This window comes from Rahnella sp. NRRL B-41462 (assembly GCF_003263525.1).
Lineage (GTDB): Bacteria > Pseudomonadota > Gammaproteobacteria > Enterobacterales > Enterobacteriaceae > Rahnella > Rahnella aceris.
This window is the reverse complement of record NZ_JYDF01000010.1, coordinates 97180-114534: the sequence shown is the minus strand read 5'-3', so window position 1 is coordinate 114534 and position 17355 is coordinate 97180. Positions and strand designations below refer to the sequence as shown.

At 51.1% G+C, this 17355-nt stretch carries 15 protein-coding genes, 1 pseudogene and 1 other annotated feature; of the genes and pseudogenes, 11 read left to right on the top strand and 5 right to left on the bottom strand.

What is annotated here, in order from left to right; genetic code table 11:
• The first annotated feature begins 542 nt into the window (after positions 1 to 542).
• On the top strand, positions 543 to 2462 hold the full coding sequence (gene sltY, locus UC14_RS04010) for a murein transglycosylase (RefSeq protein WP_173362118.1): 1920 nt from the start codon (positions 543 to 545) through the stop codon (positions 2460 to 2462).
• 56 nt (positions 2463 to 2518) lie between these two features.
• Positions 2519 to 2854 (top strand): trp operon repressor, encoded by a 336-nt coding sequence (trpR, locus tag UC14_RS04005; RefSeq protein ID WP_013577084.1) that lies wholly within the window; start codon positions 2519 to 2521, stop codon positions 2852 to 2854.
• 23 nt (positions 2855 to 2877) lie between these two features.
• Here trpR and yjjX read toward each other — a convergent pair whose 3' ends face one another.
• Positions 2878 to 3411, bottom strand: coding sequence for an inosine/xanthosine triphosphatase (yjjX, locus tag UC14_RS04000; RefSeq protein ID WP_013577083.1), 534 nt, complete (start codon positions 3409 to 3411; stop codon positions 2878 to 2880).
• Positions 3412 to 3462: 51 nt separating this feature from the next.
• On the opposite strand from yjjX, the gene gpmB reads away from it, so the two are divergent.
• The gene (gene gpmB / locus UC14_RS03995; RefSeq protein ID WP_013577082.1) at positions 3463 to 4110 is read left to right on the top strand and encodes a 2,3-diphosphoglycerate-dependent phosphoglycerate mutase GpmB; all 648 of its coding nucleotides are present in this window, start codon (positions 3463 to 3465) and stop codon (positions 4108 to 4110) included.
• 12 nt (positions 4111 to 4122) lie between these two features.
• Here the strand turns inward: gpmB and robA are convergent, their stop codons facing one another.
• Positions 4123 to 4986, bottom strand: coding sequence for an MDR efflux pump AcrAB transcriptional activator RobA (robA, locus tag UC14_RS03990; RefSeq protein WP_013577081.1), 864 nt, complete (start codon positions 4984 to 4986; stop codon positions 4123 to 4125).
• Positions 4987 to 5194: 208 nt separating this feature from the next.
• On the opposite strand from robA, the gene creA reads away from it, so the two are divergent.
• Positions 5195 to 5677 (top strand): protein CreA, encoded by a 483-nt coding sequence (gene creA / locus UC14_RS03985; protein ID WP_112197264.1) that lies wholly within the window; start codon positions 5195 to 5197, stop codon positions 5675 to 5677.
• 91 nt (positions 5678 to 5768) lie between these two features.
• Here the strand turns inward: creA and arcA are convergent, their stop codons facing one another.
• Positions 5769 to 6485, bottom strand: coding sequence for a two-component system response regulator ArcA (gene arcA / locus UC14_RS03980; protein WP_013577079.1), 717 nt, complete (start codon positions 6483 to 6485; stop codon positions 5769 to 5771).
• Positions 6486 to 7151: 666 nt separating this feature from the next.
• Here arcA and UC14_RS03975 point away from each other — a divergent pair.
• The 5 genes and pseudogenes from UC14_RS03975 (at position 7152) to thrC (ending at position 12916) form a co-directional block, all read left to right on the top strand.
• On the top strand, positions 7152 to 7838 hold the full coding sequence (locus tag UC14_RS03975; RefSeq protein ID WP_013577078.1) for a tRNA/rRNA methyltransferase: 687 nt from the start codon (positions 7152 to 7154) through the stop codon (positions 7836 to 7838).
• Between the two features lie 216 nt (positions 7839 to 8054).
• Positions 8055 to 8123 carry a thr operon leader peptide gene (thrL, locus tag UC14_RS03970; protein WP_071823645.1) on the top strand — a complete coding sequence of 23 codons (69 nt, stop codon included), beginning with the start codon at positions 8055 to 8057 and terminating at the stop codon, positions 8121 to 8123.
• Positions 8062 to 8178 (top strand) — a sequence feature (Thr leader region). It overlaps the preceding gene by 62 nt.
• Positions 8179 to 8212: 34 nt before the next feature.
• Positions 8213 to 10671, top strand: a pseudogene (gene thrA, locus UC14_RS03965) (bifunctional aspartate kinase/homoserine dehydrogenase I).
• Position 10672: 1 nt separating this feature from the next.
• A complete protein-coding gene (gene thrB / locus UC14_RS03960; protein ID WP_037033471.1) occupies positions 10673 to 11602 on the top strand; it encodes a homoserine kinase in 930 nt (309 codons plus the stop codon).
• 24 nt (positions 11603 to 11626) lie between these two features.
• Entirely contained in the window at positions 11627 to 12916 is a 1290-nt protein-coding gene (gene thrC / locus UC14_RS03955; RefSeq protein ID WP_112197255.1) for a threonine synthase, read from the top strand.
• Positions 12917 to 12983: 67 nt separating this feature from the next.
• Here thrC and yaaA read toward each other — a convergent pair whose 3' ends face one another.
• Together yaaA and UC14_RS03945 are read right to left on the bottom strand one after the other, a co-directional pair.
• A complete protein-coding gene (gene yaaA / locus UC14_RS03950) occupies positions 12984 to 13757 on the bottom strand; it encodes a peroxide stress protein YaaA (protein WP_112197254.1) in 774 nt (257 codons plus the stop codon).
• A gap of 111 nt (positions 13758 to 13868) precedes the next feature.
• A complete protein-coding gene (locus tag UC14_RS03945; RefSeq protein ID WP_013577073.1) occupies positions 13869 to 15296 on the bottom strand; it encodes a sodium:alanine symporter family protein in 1428 nt (475 codons plus the stop codon).
• A 275-nt stretch (positions 15297 to 15571) separates the two neighbouring features.
• On the opposite strand from UC14_RS03945, the gene tal reads away from it, so the two are divergent.
• Together tal and mog are read left to right on the top strand one after the other, a co-directional pair.
• Positions 15572 to 16525, top strand: a complete 954-nt coding sequence (gene tal, locus UC14_RS03940; RefSeq protein WP_013577072.1) for a transaldolase — start codon at positions 15572 to 15574, stop codon at positions 16523 to 16525.
• Positions 16526 to 16651: 126 nt separating this feature from the next.
• Positions 16652 to 17239, top strand: coding sequence for a molybdopterin adenylyltransferase (gene mog, locus UC14_RS03935; protein WP_112197253.1), 588 nt, complete (start codon positions 16652 to 16654; stop codon positions 17237 to 17239).
• Positions 17240 to 17355 lie beyond the last annotated feature (116 nt).

Sequence of the window (17355 nt, the reverse complement as noted above, 5' to 3'; positions counted from 1 at the left end):
GAAATAGTGAATATCAAAAAATCAATTTTACAATAGGGTGTGATCATAATTAATTATCTGGGAATAAATTTGATCTGAGCCAATAAATACTTTTTTTTGTATCAACGTTAATGGATAAATTTCTTTAAAAACAGATGGATAAGTCCTTTAGGAATTTCGGTATTAATTACACTTCATTTAGGGTTTGTTTAGGAATTAAATATCTAAGTAAATTGAAGTAAGTAAATCTCAGTTTTGTCAGTGTGGTTATTTTGGTTGAAATGGTAAGGGTGCTATCTATTGGCGTTTTACCGGGTAATACCCGCTAATTAATTGCGGATATTGAATCCTGAGAAATTATTCCCGCCGCCACGTTCTGTGACAGAAAATAGATCTGCCGCTATCTGGTAACTGTCCGTCGCTTGCACCACACTGTGTAAAGTTTGTGATGCTGTCCGCACATCGCTTCAATTTTAAAAATGAATCGATTAGCGTAGTGGCTGTCTACAGAATGCAAAACAGTTTCGGCACAACCCGTGAGGATAAAGGTAAGTATGGTCAAGGTGGACAAATGGCACTCTCTGGCAATGAGCGTGTTGCTGGTAACAGTATCGGGCGTGGCGAAAGCTGACTCGCTGGACTCGCAACGCCAGCACTATATGCAGATTAAACAGGCGTGGGATAACAATCAGTTGGACGTCGTCAGTCAGCTGATGCCCACGCTGGAAGATTATCCGCTTTACCCTTATCTGGAATACCGGCAACTGACGCAGGAACTGGGCGATGCCACGCCCGCGCAGGTGAATGCCTTTGTTAAAGCCAACCCGACATTGCCGCCTGCGCGTTCCCTCCCGGCCCGCTTTGTGAATGAGCTGGCGCGTCGTCAGGACTGGAACAGTTTGCTCTCTTTCAGCCCGCAGCCGCCGAAACCGGTCGCTGCGCGTTGCAACTACTATTACGCCAAATGGGCGACCGGCGATCAGAAAACCGCGTTTGATGGCGCGAAAGATATCTGGCTGACCGGCACGTCACTGCCGAATACCTGCGACAAGCTGTTCTCCGTCTGGCAGGGCGCAGGCAATCAGACTGCATTGACTACGCTGCAACGCATCGGCCTGGCGATGAAAACCGGCAATACGAATCTGGTGAACTTCCTGGCGAAGCAGTTACCGCCGGATTACCAGACCATGCGCGATGCGCTGCTGGATTTACAAAATAACCCGAATACCATTGAAAGCTTTGCGCGCAGTGTCGGGCCGACTGATTTTACCCGCAATGCCACCAGCATTACGTTTGCGCGTATCGCCCGTGATGATGCGGAAAATGCCCGTTCGATGATCCCCGTTCTCGTGCGTCTGCAGAAGATGAGCGACAGCGAACGTCTGGATCTGGAAGAAGCTGTCGCCTGGCGCTATATGGGCAGCGACGCCACACCGGAACAGGCGGCATGGCGCGATAACGTTATTCTGCGCAGCCATTCCACCACGCTGGTGGAGCGTCGGATTCGTATGGCGCTGGCCGCCGGTGATCGTCAGGGACTGAGACAGTGGCTGGATCGTTTACCTTCGGATGCCCTGCAGGAAGATGAATGGCAGTACTGGCGTGCGTCAGTGATGATCGACAACGGTCAGCGCTCACAAGGTGAAGCGATGCTGCGCACATTAATGAAAGGGCGTGGATTCTATCCGATGGCCGCCGCGCAAAAGCTGAATGTTGCTTATCCGATGCAAATTTCTGTGGCTGCGAAGCCTGATGCCAGCATTGCGAAATTGCCGGAAGTCGCCCGCGTTCGTGAACTGATGTACTGGCAGATGGACAATCTTGCACGCACTGAATGGAGCTATCTGGTCAGCAGTCGTTCTGAATCTCAGCAGTCGGCACTGGCGCGTTACGCTTTCGAGCAGAAATGGCCCGATCTCAGCGTGCAGGCGACCATTACCGGCAAGCTTTGGGATTATCTTGAAGAACGTTTCCCGCTGGCGTGGCCGGATGAATTCCGCCGTGCGACCAATGACAAAGGCATCACGCAAAGCTACGCGATGGCGATTGCCCGTCAGGAAAGCGCGTGGAACCCGAAAGCCCGTTCGCCGGTAGGAGCCTCTGGTCTGATGCAGGTGATGCCTGCGACAGCGCAGCATACCGTGGATATGTTTGGTTTGCAGGGTTACAGCAATCCGGCTCAGCTGCTGGATCCGCAAATGAACATCACCATCGGTACCAGCTATCTGGAATATGTCTATCAGATGTTTGGCCGCAACCGTATTTTATCCAGCGCTGCTTACAACGCCGGGCCTTCCCGTGTGAATACCTGGCTGGGCAACAGCGCGGGCAGGGTGGATTCGGTCGCGTTCATTGAGAGTATCCCTTTCTCCGAAACTCGCCGATATGTTAAAAATGTGTTGGCATATGATGCATTTTATCGCTATTTTTTACATCAACCGGCCAAGATTTTGACGGATGCCGAATGGCAGAGGCGTTACTGATCCCGTATCGTTTATGATAAGCTGTTGTACTAGTTTAATAGTATGGCAGCCCAATCATGAATCAACGACCCATCACTGACCCTGCTCTTTCCCAACAAGGCAATGAGGACTGGCAGTGCTTTCTGGCACTGCTACAGCAATCTTTTGCTGAAAATCTGCATCAGGATCTGCTGCAACTGCTTCTGACGCCCGACGAACGTGCGGCGCTGGGAACGCGGGTACGCATTATTCAGGAGCTGATGCGGGGAGAGATGAGTCAGCGCGAACTGAAAAGCCAGCTGGGTGCCGGTATCGCTACGATAACCCGGGGATCGAATGGCCTGAAAACGGCTCCGGCAGCGCTAAAGGATTGGTTGAGCGGGCAACTGCTGGCAGACAAAACGGGCGAATGAAGTGCCCGTTTCAGTCTGAAATTTTAATGGGTCTGGGCGCGGGTTTGATAAACCGGGTTATGAAAAGGCGCTAAAGCCAGCACCAGTGCCTGATGATAAACGCTGGTGCGGTTCAGTTTCCCGGCGGTAAAAATGCCGATGGCGCCGCCTTTACGCTTCACCTCTGCGATACCCGTCAGTTTTTCCATCTCATCCCCCAATTCACTGCCCTGGTTGATCCCCTGTAAAATGATTTCAGGTAACATTAAACTGGCTGAACGTGATTCGCCGCGCTGGTGCATATTCTCAATCACCATCCAGGCGAATGTCATATTGTCTTCGATACCCGCTTCCACGCCGACCCAGAAGTCTGCTTCGGGACGAACCTGACGCGCACCGATTACACGATGGCGTGCCCCGGTACGGGTTTCATTACTGCCAATAGGTTGATTTGGAACACCACTGTCGACATCAACGCCTTCAATGCGAAATGCCTCAGCGCCGAAAATGTCTTCAAAAGCCATGGCGATAGCTTTGATTTTTGCCGGGTTAGTGGTTGCAGCGACAACATGATACATAGAGTTTTAGCATCCTTTAGCAAATTTCACGCAGTATAACGGAAAACACTCATGTTACAGGTATATCTCGTCCGTCATGGCGAAACAGAATGGAACGCCGCCCGCCGTATTCAGGGGCAGTCAGACAGCCCGCTGACGGCTAAAGGTCTTTACCAGGCCCGTCAGGTTGCTGAGCGCGTGCGTAAAGAAGGGATCACTCACGTTATCACCAGTGATTTAGGACGTACCCGCCACACGGCGCAGATTATCGCTGATGCCTGCGGGTGTGAAGTGATCAATGAGCCACGTTTGCGCGAACTGCACATGGGCGTGCTGGAAGAACGTATTCTGGATGGTCTGACGGAGCAGGAAGAAATATGGCGTAAGCAGATGGTTGATGGTTCACCCAAAGGGCGCATCCCCGAAGGTGAAACGATGACTGAACTGGCCGTGCGTATGCGTGCCGCGCTCGACAGCTGTCTGGATTTACCGGCGGGAAGCAAGCCGCTGCTGGTCAGCCACGGTATTGCGCTGGGCTGTCTGATCAGTACGATCCTTGGCTTGCCTGCCTATGCGGAACGCCGTCTGCGTCTGCGTAACTGTTCGCTGTCGCGTGTTGATCACCAGCAAAGCGCCTGGCTGGCAAATGGATGGATTGTGGAAACGGCGGGCGATGTCTCACATCTTGATCTGCCCGCGTTAGACGAGTTGCAACGCTAACGCCAGAAGGCGTTAGCGGCGGATTGGGATCAGGTAATCACACTGTATTTCGGTTGGCGCAGTGCCGGGGGCATGGCCATTCGTGTAAAAGCGTTCGATATCCTGTCCCTTTCTGCGGGTCAGTTTCAATGTTGGCAGACAGGTGCTGTACAACGTCAGAATAAATTCCTGCAAACGTTCCGGCGTGCCATTGTAGTGGAACATGGCATATTCACCGTGCTGCAACACAATAGGCTGACCTTCAACGTTTTCCGGCAGGTGCTGAGCTTCCAGCGCTGTCGTGTACAATACTTCCTGCTCGTCATCTTTCTCCTGGCTTGGACGTGAATGGTGCAGGCCATAAAGAATGGGCGGCAGCGTTTTCGCTTCCCCAATATATTGACGCCAGAAGTGACGACGCATCTCGTTGCGGTACGTGGTGATTTGCTCCAGCGTACATGAGTAGCTTTGCGTCATGCCGATCAGATGCTGTTCTGGTAATGAGACATACTCGGGTTGCGGCAGAATGAATGCACCCAGTCGGATAGGCGGGCAAATACCAAACGAATGCCAGTCTTCAGCACGACGATACAATGCCGGCGTTTGTGCGAATTGTTTTTTGAAAGCCCGGGTAAACGTTTGTTGGGAGTCAAAACGGTACTGAAGGGCGATATCTAATATCGGGCGACTGGTGAGACGCAAAGCGACAGCCGCTTTCGACAGGCGGCGGGCACGAATATAAGCACCAATGGCATTATTCGTGACGTCTTTAAACATGCGCTGCAGGTGCCACTTGGAATAGCCGGCCTTGGCTGCGACATTGTCGAGTGACAAGGGCTGGTCTAAATGGGTTTCTAACCAGCTAAGAAGGTCACGAATGATTCCTGCTTGATCCATAGATCGTCCTCGTTGAACTAAGATAAATGCACAGAATGATGGGCGGCATAATAGCAACTTTTTCCCGATAAGACTGCTTAAGATTTTTTTGGCTATCTGTGCTATTTACAGGTGTTACAGAGTATTTCATTCCGAAAGTGTGAATGCACGCTTTCTGATTGTGGTTTCTTTAGAAAACAACGTCATGCTGATGACGTGGAGTAACTTAATGAATAAATGTTGGATTTTTGTATTTGGGATGTTTATTTTTTGTTCTGGAGCAGCGCGTGCAGAGCAAGTGGGATCAGTGGATACCGTCTTCAAATTATTCGGTCCGGACCATAAAATTGTGGTCGAGGCCTTTGATGATCCTGATATTAAAAATGTAACTTGTTATATCAGTCGTGCAAAAACCGGCGGCATCAAGGGCGGATTAGGTCTGGCCGAAGATACATCGGATGCGGCGATTTCCTGTCAGCAGGTAGGGCCTATCGAGCTCAGCGATAAGATTAAGCAGGGGAAAGATAAAGGCACTGTAGTTTTCCAGAAACGTACTTCTCTGGTGTTTAAAAAGCTGCAGGTGGTGCGTTTTTATGATGAAAAACGTAATGCGTTTATCTACCTGAGTTATTCCGATAAAGTCGTGGACGGTTCACCTAAAAATGCCCTCAGCGCGGTGCCGATCATTCCATGGGGACATGCTGAGCCTTGAGTTTCACCAAGGGATCCAAATCAAAAGGCCAGCTTTCGCTGGCCTTTACGTTTTATCACATCGACTGCAGAGCGGTTGGCAACCTTCTGTATCAGTCTTCCAGATCACCGCAGAAACGGTAACCTTCACCATGGATAGTGGCGATGATTTCCGGCGTATCCGGAGTCGCTTCGAAATGCTTACGGATGCGACGGATAGTCACGTCAACAGTACGGTCATGAGGTTTCAGCTCACGGCCGGTCATTTTCTTCAGCAAATCGCCACGGGTTTGGATTTTGCCCGGGTTTTCACAAAAATGCAGCATGGCGCGGAATTCACTGCGCGGTAACTTGTACTGTTCGCCCTGCGGGCTTATCAGCGAACGGCTGTTGATATCGAGTTCCCAGCCATTGAATTTGTAGCTTTCAACCAGACGACGTTCTTCACCGGTAGTACCCAGGTTCATCGTGCGGGACAGCAGATTGCGTGCGCGGATGGTCAGTTCGCGCGGGTTGAATGGCTTGGTGATATAGTCATCAGCGCCGATTTCCAGACCCAAAATTTTATCAACTTCGTTGTCGCGGCCGGTCAGGAACATCAAAGCAACGCTGGCTTGTTCACGCAGTTCGCGTGCCAGCAGCAGGCCATTTTTGCCTGGCAGGTTGATGTCCATGATAACCAGATTGATATCATTTTCGGACAGAATGTGGTGCATTTCAGCGCCATCATTGGCTTCATGCACCATGTAGCCTTCTGCTTCAAAAATGCTCTTTAACGTATTACGTGTCACTAACTCGTCTTCGACGATCAGAATGTGAGGGGTCTGCATGATTGCTACCTAAGATTGCCAACAAATAGAAAATAGGAGTACAGAAGTCCTTGATATCCCAATGAATTTCGATGCCTTATTGGCCATCTCACTCGTTACATGACTAAAGTACGTAAATGCGTTCTCGATGCAATTTCCATCAACGGCAACAACATCGCAAGCTCGGTCAGGGATTCCACTTTCTGCAGTTCCACGGGGTCCTAAAGCGGCGCATATCCTAACCCTATTAACAGCAATATAACAGCGAGTGTCGAAATTACCACCCAACAAAATTACGGTTTGTTGACATATATCAAGTTCAATTGTAGCACGGTAACAGAACAGTGAAAAACACTTACAAGAATGCACGTTTGAGTCACATTTCGGCCTTTATTGTACACGATTCAGCTAATCCTCAGGAAACCCAAGATAAATGCAAAATCTGTATGTATCATTATTATATATCCATATGAAAAATAATGACTAATTTTTTAAGGGAATGTGCTTAACCCTGCCAGCAGCTTTTTTACCTCCCGGTTAAGCTTTTCCGATAAAATAAAGGAATATATCAAGTCGACTGTTAAGTTCTTGTGAAGAATATAAACGATGAATAGGTCTGAAACAGGATAAAATTTCATCGCTGAAATACAGGCGGCAAATTCTTTTTCCTTCCTGCAAAGGCGTCATATGCAACTTCATATTATTTTAGTGTCACCGGCTCGCCCGGAAAATGTCGGTGCGGCAGCCCGCGCAATGAAAACCATGGGCTTTGCTTCCTTGCGTATTGTGGACAGCGAGGCACATCTCAAGCCGGAAGCCGGTTGGGTGGCACATGGTTCGCAGGACATCCTGCAAAATGCTCTGCATTTCAGCACACTGGCAGAAGCCCTGGCTGATATTGATTTTACTGTCGCGACGACGGCCCGCAGCCGGGCTAAATTTCACTATTACTGCACGCCTCAGGAGTTGCAGGTGCAGCTTGAAGAGAAAAGCCAGTGGGTGAATCACGCTGCGCTGGTATTTGGCCGTGAGGATTCCGGGCTGACCAATGAAGAGCTGGAACTGGCTGATGTGCTGACCGGCGTTCCGATGGTGGCGGATTACCCGTCGCTGAATCTGGGGCAGGCCGTGATGGTATTCTGTTATCAGTTATCGTCTCTCAATCAGGTGACCTCAGTGAAACCTGAAAATGCCGAAGCGGGACAGTTGTCGGCATTGCGTGCACGGGTCGGGCGATTACTGGAAAATGTCGGGGCAGAAGATGACCAGAAATTGTCCGACTGGCTGCATCAGCGTCTCGGTCTTTTGCAGCAGCGCGATGCGGCAATGCTGCATACTTTGCTACATGACATCGAAAAAAAACTGACCCAATGATGTGAGGGGAATCCTTACCGCTACAGTTCGATATCCGGTGCGGTGATAGCAGAGTTATCGATCGTACTGGAAATGCTTTTAAAGGCAGATAATTATCCATTTCATTCTGTCCGTGATTAACCTGCCGAAAATAGAAAAAAATTGACTTATTGTGCCTTATGCTTTAGCTAATAGAGGCAGACAGAGTACAAACCTAAAGACAGACAGAAAATAAAAATGCGAATCATCAGCCTGAACACAACAATTATTACCACCACCGATACCACAGGTAACGGGGCGGGCTGACGCGTACAGGAAAAAGAAAAAAAGCCCGCACCTAACCAGTGCGGGCTTTTTTTTTACATTTAAACGAGAGCTTCAGGAGAGAACCAGAAATGCGAGTGTTGAAATTTGGCGGGACCTCGGTAGCAAACGCAGAACGCTTCTTGCGGGTTGCGGACATTATGGAAAGCAATGCACGTCAGGGACAGGTCGCGACGGTATTATCCGCGCCTGCCAAAATCACCAACTATCTGGTTGCTATGATTGAACGAACTGTCGCAGGGCAGGACATTCAGACCATCATGAGTGATGCGGAAAACATTTTTGGTCAGCTGATAACCGGCCTGGCGGCCGCGCAACCGGGTTTTGATTTGCCGAAAGTGAAAGCGTTTGTCGATCACGAATTCGCTCAGCTTAAACAACTGATGCACGGTATTGCCCTGCTGGGACAATGCCCGGACAGTGTAAATGCCTCCATCATCTGTCGTGGTGAAAAGCTGTCTATCGCTATTATGGAAGCGGTGTTCCTGGCCAAAGGTTTTGGCGTCACCGTCATTAACCCGGTCGAAAAACTGCTCGCGCAGGGGCATTACCTTGAATCGACTGTGGACATCAACGAATCCACCCGGCGTATCGCCGCCAGCGCTATTCCAGCCGATCACATCGTGCTGATGGCCGGTTTCACTGCCGGTAACGAGCAGGGCGAACTGGTGGTGCTCGGACGTAATGGTTCCGATTATTCAGCCGCCGTGCTGGCTGCCTGTTTACGTGCCGACTGTTGTGAAATCTGGACTGACGTCGACGGTGTGTATACTTGCGATCCGCGCATCGTGCCGGACGCCCGCTTACTGAAATCCATGTCATATCAGGAAGCGATGGAGCTGTCGTACTTTGGTGCGAAAGTGCTTCATCCGCGTACCATCCTGCCGATTGCCCAGTTCCAGATCCCTTGCCTGATAAAAAACACCACCAATCCACAGGCACCGGGCACGCTGATAGGCAGCGAAAGCCTCGGCGATAATACGCCGGTGAAAGGCATCACTAATCTGAACAACATGGCGATGATCAACGTTTCCGGTCCGGGAATGAAAGGGATGATCGGCATGGCCGCGCGCGTGTTTGCGGTGATGTCCCGTTCAGGCATTTCGGTGGTGCTGATCACCCAGTCTTCTTCTGAATACAGCATCAGTTTCTGTGTGCCGCAAAGCGAACTGGAACGCGCCCGTAAAGCGCTGGAAGACGAGTTCTATCTGGAGCTGAAAGACGGTCTGCTTGAGCCGCTGGATGTGATGGAGAAGCTGGCGGTTATTTCTGTCGTCGGCGACGGCATGCGTACCCTGCGCGGTATCTCGGCGAAATTCTTCTCGGCACTGGCGCGCGCCAATATCAATATCGTGGCGATTGCGCAGGGGTCGTCTGAACGTTCTATCTCGTGGTCGTCAATAACGACGATGCGACCACCGGTGTGCGCGTAAGCCACCAGATGCTGTTCAACACTGATCAGGTTATCGAAGTCTTCCTGATCGGCGTAGGCGGCGTGGGCGGGGCGTTGATTGAACAGATCCGCCGTCAACAAGCGTGGCTGAAAACCAAACATATTGATCTGCGCGTTTGCGGCATCGCCAACTCCCGCGCATTGCTGACTAACGTTCACGGCATTGCGCTGGAAACCTGGCGTGATGAACTGGGTGCCGCGAAAGAGCCGCTGAATCTGGGACGTCTGATCCGTCTGGTGAAAGAATACCACCTGCTGAATCCGGTGATTGTTGACTGTACTTCCAGTCAGGAAGTGGCTGATCAATACGCCGATTTCCTTGCTGACGGTTTCCACGTCGTAACGCCGAACAAAAAGGCCAATACTTCTTCCATGAATTACTACCATCAGTTGCGTAAAGCGGCGGATGGTTCACGCCGTAAATTCCTCTACGACACCAACGTCGGTGCGGGTTTACCGGTCATCGAGAACCTGCAAAACCTGCTGAATGCCGGTGATGAGCTGATGCGTTTCTCCGGCATCCTCTCCGGCTCGCTGTCCTTCATCTTCGGTAAGCTGGATGAAGGTATGTCGTTATCTGCTGCAACATTGCAGGCGAAAGAGATGGGCTATACCGAACCGGATCCGCGTGATGATCTGTCCGGTATGGACGTTGCCCGTAAATTGCTGATCCTGGCGCGTGAAGCCGGTTACAAACTGGAGCTGACGGATATTGACGTGGAATCCGTTCTGCCGCCGTCCTTCAATAGCGAAGGCACTGTGAATGAATTTGTGGCGCGTCTGCCGGAACTGGATGCCGAATTTGCCAGGCGTGTTGCGGATGCCACCGCCGCAGGTAAAGTATTGCGTTATGTCGGTGCTATCGAAGACGGACAATGCAAAGTAAAAATCGATGCCGTCGATGGTAATGACCCGCTTTATAAAGTAAAAAATGGGGAGAATGCGCTGGCGTTTTACAGCCGCTATTATCAGCCGTTGCCGTTGGTTCTGCGTGGCTACGGTGCCGGTAATGATGTGACGGCGGCAGGTGTGTTTGCCGATCTTTTGAGAACGCTGTCATGGAAGTTAGGAGTTTAATATGGTTAAGGTGTATGCCCCGGCTTCAATCGGGAACGTCAGCGTAGGCTTCGATGTTCTGGGCGCGGCCGTGTCTCCGGTGGATGGCACGCTGCTGGGCGACTGTGTTTCCGTTGAGGCGGCCACAGTGTTCAGTCTGAAAAACGAAGGCAAGTTTGTGTCTAAACTGCCGGATCGCATGGAAGACAATATCGTTTATCAGTGCTGGCAGCGTTTCTGTCAGGAAATCGGCAAAGAAGTGCCGGTGGCGATGACGCTGGAAAAAAACATGCCGATCGGCTCAGGTCTGGGCTCCAGCGCCTGTTCGGTGGTCGCCGGTCTGATGGCGATGAATGAGTTTTGCGGTAAGCCGCTGAATGAAAACCAGATGCTGTTGCTGATGGGCGAGCTGGAAGGGCGGATTTCCGGTAGCGTACATTTCGATAATGTGGCGCCATGCTATTTAGGCGGCATTCAGCTGATGCTGGAAGAACTCGATATCATCAGCCAGGACGTGCCAGGCTTTGACGACTGGCTGTGGGTGATGGCGTATCCGGGGATTAAAGTCTCGACGGCCGAGGCGCGTGCCATTTTACCTGCGCAGTATCGCCGTCAGGATTGCATCAGCCACGGACGTTATCTGGCGGGCTTTATTCATGCCTGCCACACTCAGCAACCTGCGCTGGCCGCAAAACTGATGAAAGATGTGATTGCTGAACCTTACCGCACCCGTCTGCTGCCGGGCTTTGCCGAAGCCCGCAGCGCCGCAGAAGAAATTGGTGCGCTGGCTTGCGGGATTTCCGGTTCCGGCCCGACGTTGTTCGCGGTGTGCAACGACAGTGCGACAGCGAAACGTATGGCTGACTGGTTGCAGACGCATTATCTGCAAAATGACGAAGGCTTTGTTCATATTTGTCGTCTTGATACCGCGGGCGCGCGGGTATTGGGATAACTCGATAATTTATTGGGATAACTAATGAAACTGTACAACCTGAAGGATCACAACGAGCAGGTCAGCTTTGCTCAGGCCGTCAAACAAGGTCTTGGAAAACAGCAGGGATTATTCTTCCCGCTGGAATTGCCTGAGTTTGAACTGACCGAAATTGATCGCTTGCTGGAACTGGATTTCGTCACCCGCAGCAGCCGAATTCTTTCTGCTTTCATCGGCGATGAAATCCCGGAAGATGAATTATATCAGCGTGTAAAAAATGCGTTTGCCTTCCCGGCACCCGTTGCCAAAGTGGAAGAAGACATTGCCTGTCTGGAACTGTTCCACGGCCCGACCCTGGCCTTTAAAGATTTCGGTGGCCGCTTCATGGCGCAGATCCTGACTCAGGTATCTGGCGATCAGCCGGTGACTATTCTGACCGCGACCTCCGGTGATACCGGTGCGGCAGTGGCACATGCGTTCCACGGTCTGAAAAATGTTCGTGTGGTGATTCTGTATCCGCGCGGCAAAATCAGCCCGTTGCAGGAAAAACTGTTCTGTACGCTTGGCGGAAATATTCATACCGTCGCTATCGACGGCGACTTTGATGCCTGTCAGGCGCTGGTGAAACAGGCGTTTGATGATGAAGAACTGAAACACGCGCTGAAACTGAACTCAGCTAACTCCATCAATATCAGCCGACTGCTGGCGCAGATTTGCTACTACTTTGAAGCGGTTGCCCAACTGCCTCAGGAAGCGCGCAATCAGCTGGTGGTTTCCGTACCAAGCGGTAACTTCGGTGATCTGACAGCCGGTCTGCTGGCGAAATCCCTCGGCCTGCCGGTGAAACGCTTTATTGCGGCGACCAACGCCAATGATACGGTGCCGCGTTTCCTGTCTAACGGCGAGTGGGAACCGAAGAAAACCGTTGCCACTCTGTCGAACGCTATGGATGTCAGCCAGCCAAACAACTGGCCGCGTGTGGAAGAGTTGTATCGTCGTAAAACCTGGCAGCTGAAAGATCTGGGCTTCGGTGCGGTCAGCGATGACACCACCGAAGACGCGATGCGCGAGCTGGCCAATATCGGTTATATCTCTGAACCTCACGCGGCAATTGCTTACCGTGTACTGCGTGACCAGCTGCAACCGGGCGAGTTCGGCCTGTTCATCGGTACTGCACATCCGGCAAAATTCAAGGAAAGCGTGGAAGCGATTCTGGATCAGGACATCGGTTTACCGAAAGAACTGGCGGATCGCGCTGACCTGCCATTGTTGTCGCATAATCTTCCGGCTGATTTCAGCGAGATGCGTGCATTCCTGATGGCGCTGCCTGAATAAAGATTGTGTTTCAGACAGGCAAAAGCCCTCTTCGTGAGGGCTTTTTTGTATCCGCAGATCAGGTCAATCAGCGCTCAGGACGGGTAAACACCAGTTCATTGCCCTGCGAACGTGATTCATCAAATTCATAACCTTCCAGATTGAAATCCTGAAGCTGTTTCGGCTTATCCAGACGCTCTTTAATAATAAAGCGGCTCATCAGGCCACGCGCTTTTTTGGCGTAGAAGCTGATGACTTTGTATTTGCCGTTCTTCTCGTCGAGGAATACCGGCTTGATGATTTCGCCATCCAGCAGTTTGGGTTTCACCGCTTTGAAGTATTCATCAGACGCCAGATTCACCAGCACTTTGCTTTTTTGTTCACTGAGCAGTTGGTTGAGTTTTTCGGTCAGCAAATCTCCCCAGAAGGCATACAGATTCGCGCCCTGGGGATTTTCCAGACGGATACCCATTTCCAGACGGTAAGGCATCATCAGATCCAGCGGACGCAGCAGGCCGTATAAACCTGACAACATCCGCAGATGTTTCTGTGCAAAATCAAAATCCTTCTCACTGAAATCTTCTGCCTGCAGACCGGTATACACATCGCCTTTAAAGGCCAGCAAGGCCTGACGGGCGTTATCCGGCGTGAAATCTGGCTGCCAGTCATTAAAACGTTCGGCGTTCAGATGGGCCAGTTTGTCGCTGATCCCCATCAGTGAAGAAATCTGCGCAGGAGACATTTTACGCGCCACGGTGATCAGCTGGCTGGATTTATCCAGCAGCTCCGGTTGGGTATAGCGCGTTGTCGCAAGCGGGCTTTCGTAATCGAGCGTTTTAGCAGGTGAAATAATGGTCAGCATAGTCTCGTCCGTTGGTCAGTGACGGTTCACATTCAGGATTTTTGTTGCCTTACTGTAGCAAAAAAGTCACTGCGATGGAGGCATGATATCGATAGGTAAAAGCGCAGGAAATCAGCGCGGAGGCATTTTTTTATCCCAGACGCCGGGCTGGAGCTGACCGCGTAATTCAGGGTAGTGATCAGGATTAAACACCGGCGTTTTCCCCATCCGTCGCTGGCGTTCATAATCTTTCACCACGCTGACCGCGATGCCCGAAAGCAGCAACAGTGCGGTGAGATTGAGTATTGCCATCAGCGCCATGACGATATCGGCCAGTTTCCACAGGACTTGTAATTCCATCAGGCATCCGCAGAACACCATGCTGATGACCATCAACCGGAAAATCAGTAATTTAACGGGCGAAGAACCGTGAAAGAAATTCAGATTGTTTTCGGCATAGGCATAGTTTCCGGCAATCGACGTGAACGCAAAAGAGAAGACCAGAATGGCCAGAACCACATGGCTCCAGCCTGCGGTTACCGGCATAATCGATTGCTGTATCAGCCGGATGCCAACCGGGGCGTCAGGTTGATCAAGGGCTCCTGACGTCAGGATGATCAGCGCGGTTGCGGTACAAATCACCATGGTATCGATGAAGACGGCAAACATCTGACTGAACCCCACCATGGCCGGGTGGCTTACGCCCGCCATCGCCGCTGCATTGGGTGAAGAGCCGACACCGGCTTCGCTGGCAAAGGCGCCGCGTTGCATGCCCTGCGTAATGGCCTGTGTCACGCCATACGCCAGTGCGCCGGAAGCGGCCTGCTGTAAGCCGAAGGCGCTTTTGAATACCAGCGCCAGCACCTGTGGCAACTTTTCAATGTGATGACCAATAACCCAGATGGCCAGCAACAAGTAGGCGAAGGCCATCAGCGGTACAAGCCATTTCGAAAGCCAGGTGATTGCGCGTATACCGCCAAAAATCAGTATCGCGACCAGCACGGATAAAATGCAGGCGGTGGACAGCGCCGGTACATGCAGAAGATGGAAAGAAGCCTGAGCAATGGAATTGGCCTGTAAGGCGCTGAAAATAAAGCCGCAGGAAATCACCATCAGCAAGGAAAACAAGATACCCATCCAGCGCATTCCAAGCCCTTTTTCCATGTAATCAGCCGGCCCGCCGCGAAATTTTTCATGGGCTACATTGCCTTTGTAAATCTGCGCCAGCGTGTTTTCTATCATTGCCGTCGCCATGTTGAAAACTGCAATAATCCACATCCAGAAAATAGCGCCAGGGCCGCCGAGCGTAATGGCGATGGCGACACCGGTGAGATTACCGGTACCAATACGCGATGCAAGGCTGAGACACAGCGTCCGCCACGGGGAAATACCTCGTGTGATGTGTTTTCGCTTATAAAGAGTGGGGGAGAAAAGGTGGCCAAAGTGACGAAACTGAATGAAACCAAGACGGAACGTAAGGTAAATGCCGGTGCCGCATAGCAGGTAAATCAGGATTGAACTCCAGAGAATAGTATCGAAAAAATCCAGCAGGTCGTTCATAAATTGTCCTTGGTTGATTTGCCCTTCATCATTTTTATTTGTTTGCTTGCGGGCAATGACCACTTTGGGTGGCTAACATACCTGTTTTATCGAACGGGTAACATGTGCATTTTGGCTAATTTTGTGTGTTTTGGAAGGTGAGAAATCCATAGATGTTCGTAGCCGAGCATGCCGTGATATGCGCCTTGCGCCTGGCTTTTTGCATGTTATCATCAGCCAAAGGCAAGGCATGAAAATGCCTATACGAAAACGTCCAAACGATGAGATATGCCAAAATGACCGATAAACTGACTTCCCTACGCCAAATGACTCAGGTTGTTGCTGACACCGGAGATATCGCGGCAATGAAGTTGTACCAGCCGCAGGATGCGACCACGAACCCGTCACTGATCCTCAGCGCTGCGCAAATTCCTGAATACCGTAAACTGATCGACGAAGCAATCGCCTGGGCACGTGACCAGAGCAGCGATCACGACCAGCAGATTACTGATGCCGCTGACAAACTGGCAGTAAACATCGGTCTGGAAATTCTGAAACTGGTTCCGGGCCGCATTTCAACAGAAGTTGATGCCCGTCTGTCTTACGACACTGACGCGAGCGTGGCCAAAGCCAAACGCCTGATCAAACTGTATAACGATGCGGGCATCACCAACGACCGTATCCTGATCAAACTGGCTTCTACCTGGCAGGGCATCCGCGCTGCAGAGAAACTGGAAAAAGAAGGCATCAACTGTAACCTGACCCTTCTGTTCTCCTTCGCTCAGGCGCGTGCTTGTGCTGAAGCGGGCGTGTTCCTGATTTCTCCGTTCGTTGGTCGTATCCTTGACTGGTACAAAGCCAATGGTGACAAAAAAGAGTTCGCACCGCATGAAGATCCGGGCGTTGTGTCCGTAACCGAAATCTACGAATACTACAAACAACACGGCTACGAAACTGTCGTGATGGGCGCAAGCTTCCGTAACATCGGTGAAATCATCGAACTGGCTGGCTGTGACCGTCTGACCATCGCCCCTGCACTGCTGAAAGAACTGGCAGAAAGCGAAGGCCCGCTGGAACGTAAACTGTCCTTCTCCGGCGAAACCAAGCCACGTCCTGCGCCACTGACTGAATCTCAGTTCTACTGGGAGCACAACCAGGATCCAATGGCGATCGATAAACTGGCTGATGGCATCCGTAAGTTTGCAATCGACCAGGGTAAACTGGAAAAAATGATTTCTGACCTGCTGTAATCAGCATTCAGTTCCAGCATAAAGCGGCTAATCAGCCGCTTTTTTTGTGCCTGCGATAAAACCACCGGCCGGTTACCGATATACTGAGTGCTGTGACTACGAAGAAAAATGCTGTGGAGAAATAGCATGGATACATTACGGATTGGTCTGGTATCAGTGTCGGACCGCGCCTCAAGCGGTGTTTATCAGGACAAAGGTATTCCGGCACTGGAAGAATGGCTGGAAAGAGCGCTTATTACGCCTTTTAAGCTGGAGAAAAAGCTGATCCCGGACGAGCAGCCTTTGATTGAACAGGCTATCAGTGAACTGGTTGATGAAAGCGGCTGCCATCTGGTGTTAACCACCGGGGGTACCGGGCCTGCGCGCCGGGATGTCACACCGGATGCCACGCTGGCTGTTGCCGATCGTGAAATGCCCGGTTTCGGCGAACAGATGCGTCAGATCAGCCTGCACTTTGTACCGACGGCAATTTTGTCGCGTCAGGTTGGGGTGATCCGCAAACAGGCTTTAATCCTGAATTTACCTGGTCAGCCGAAATCTATTCAGGAAACGCTGGAAGGACTGAAAGATGCCGACGGTAAAGTGATTGTTTCCGGCATTTTTGCCAGTGTGCCCTATTGCATCCAGTTGCTCGACGGACCTTACGTTGAAACGCATGATGAGGTGGTAGCAGCTTTCCGTCCGAAAAGTGCCCGCCGCGAGATAAAAAACTGAATACAGTTCCTTTTTGAAATTTAGCGACGTTAAGCGTCAGACACCACTGGTGTGAAAAATATTTGCCGCTATAGTAAGGATTACTTTACATAAGGTGGCAAAACCTTTTTCCATTT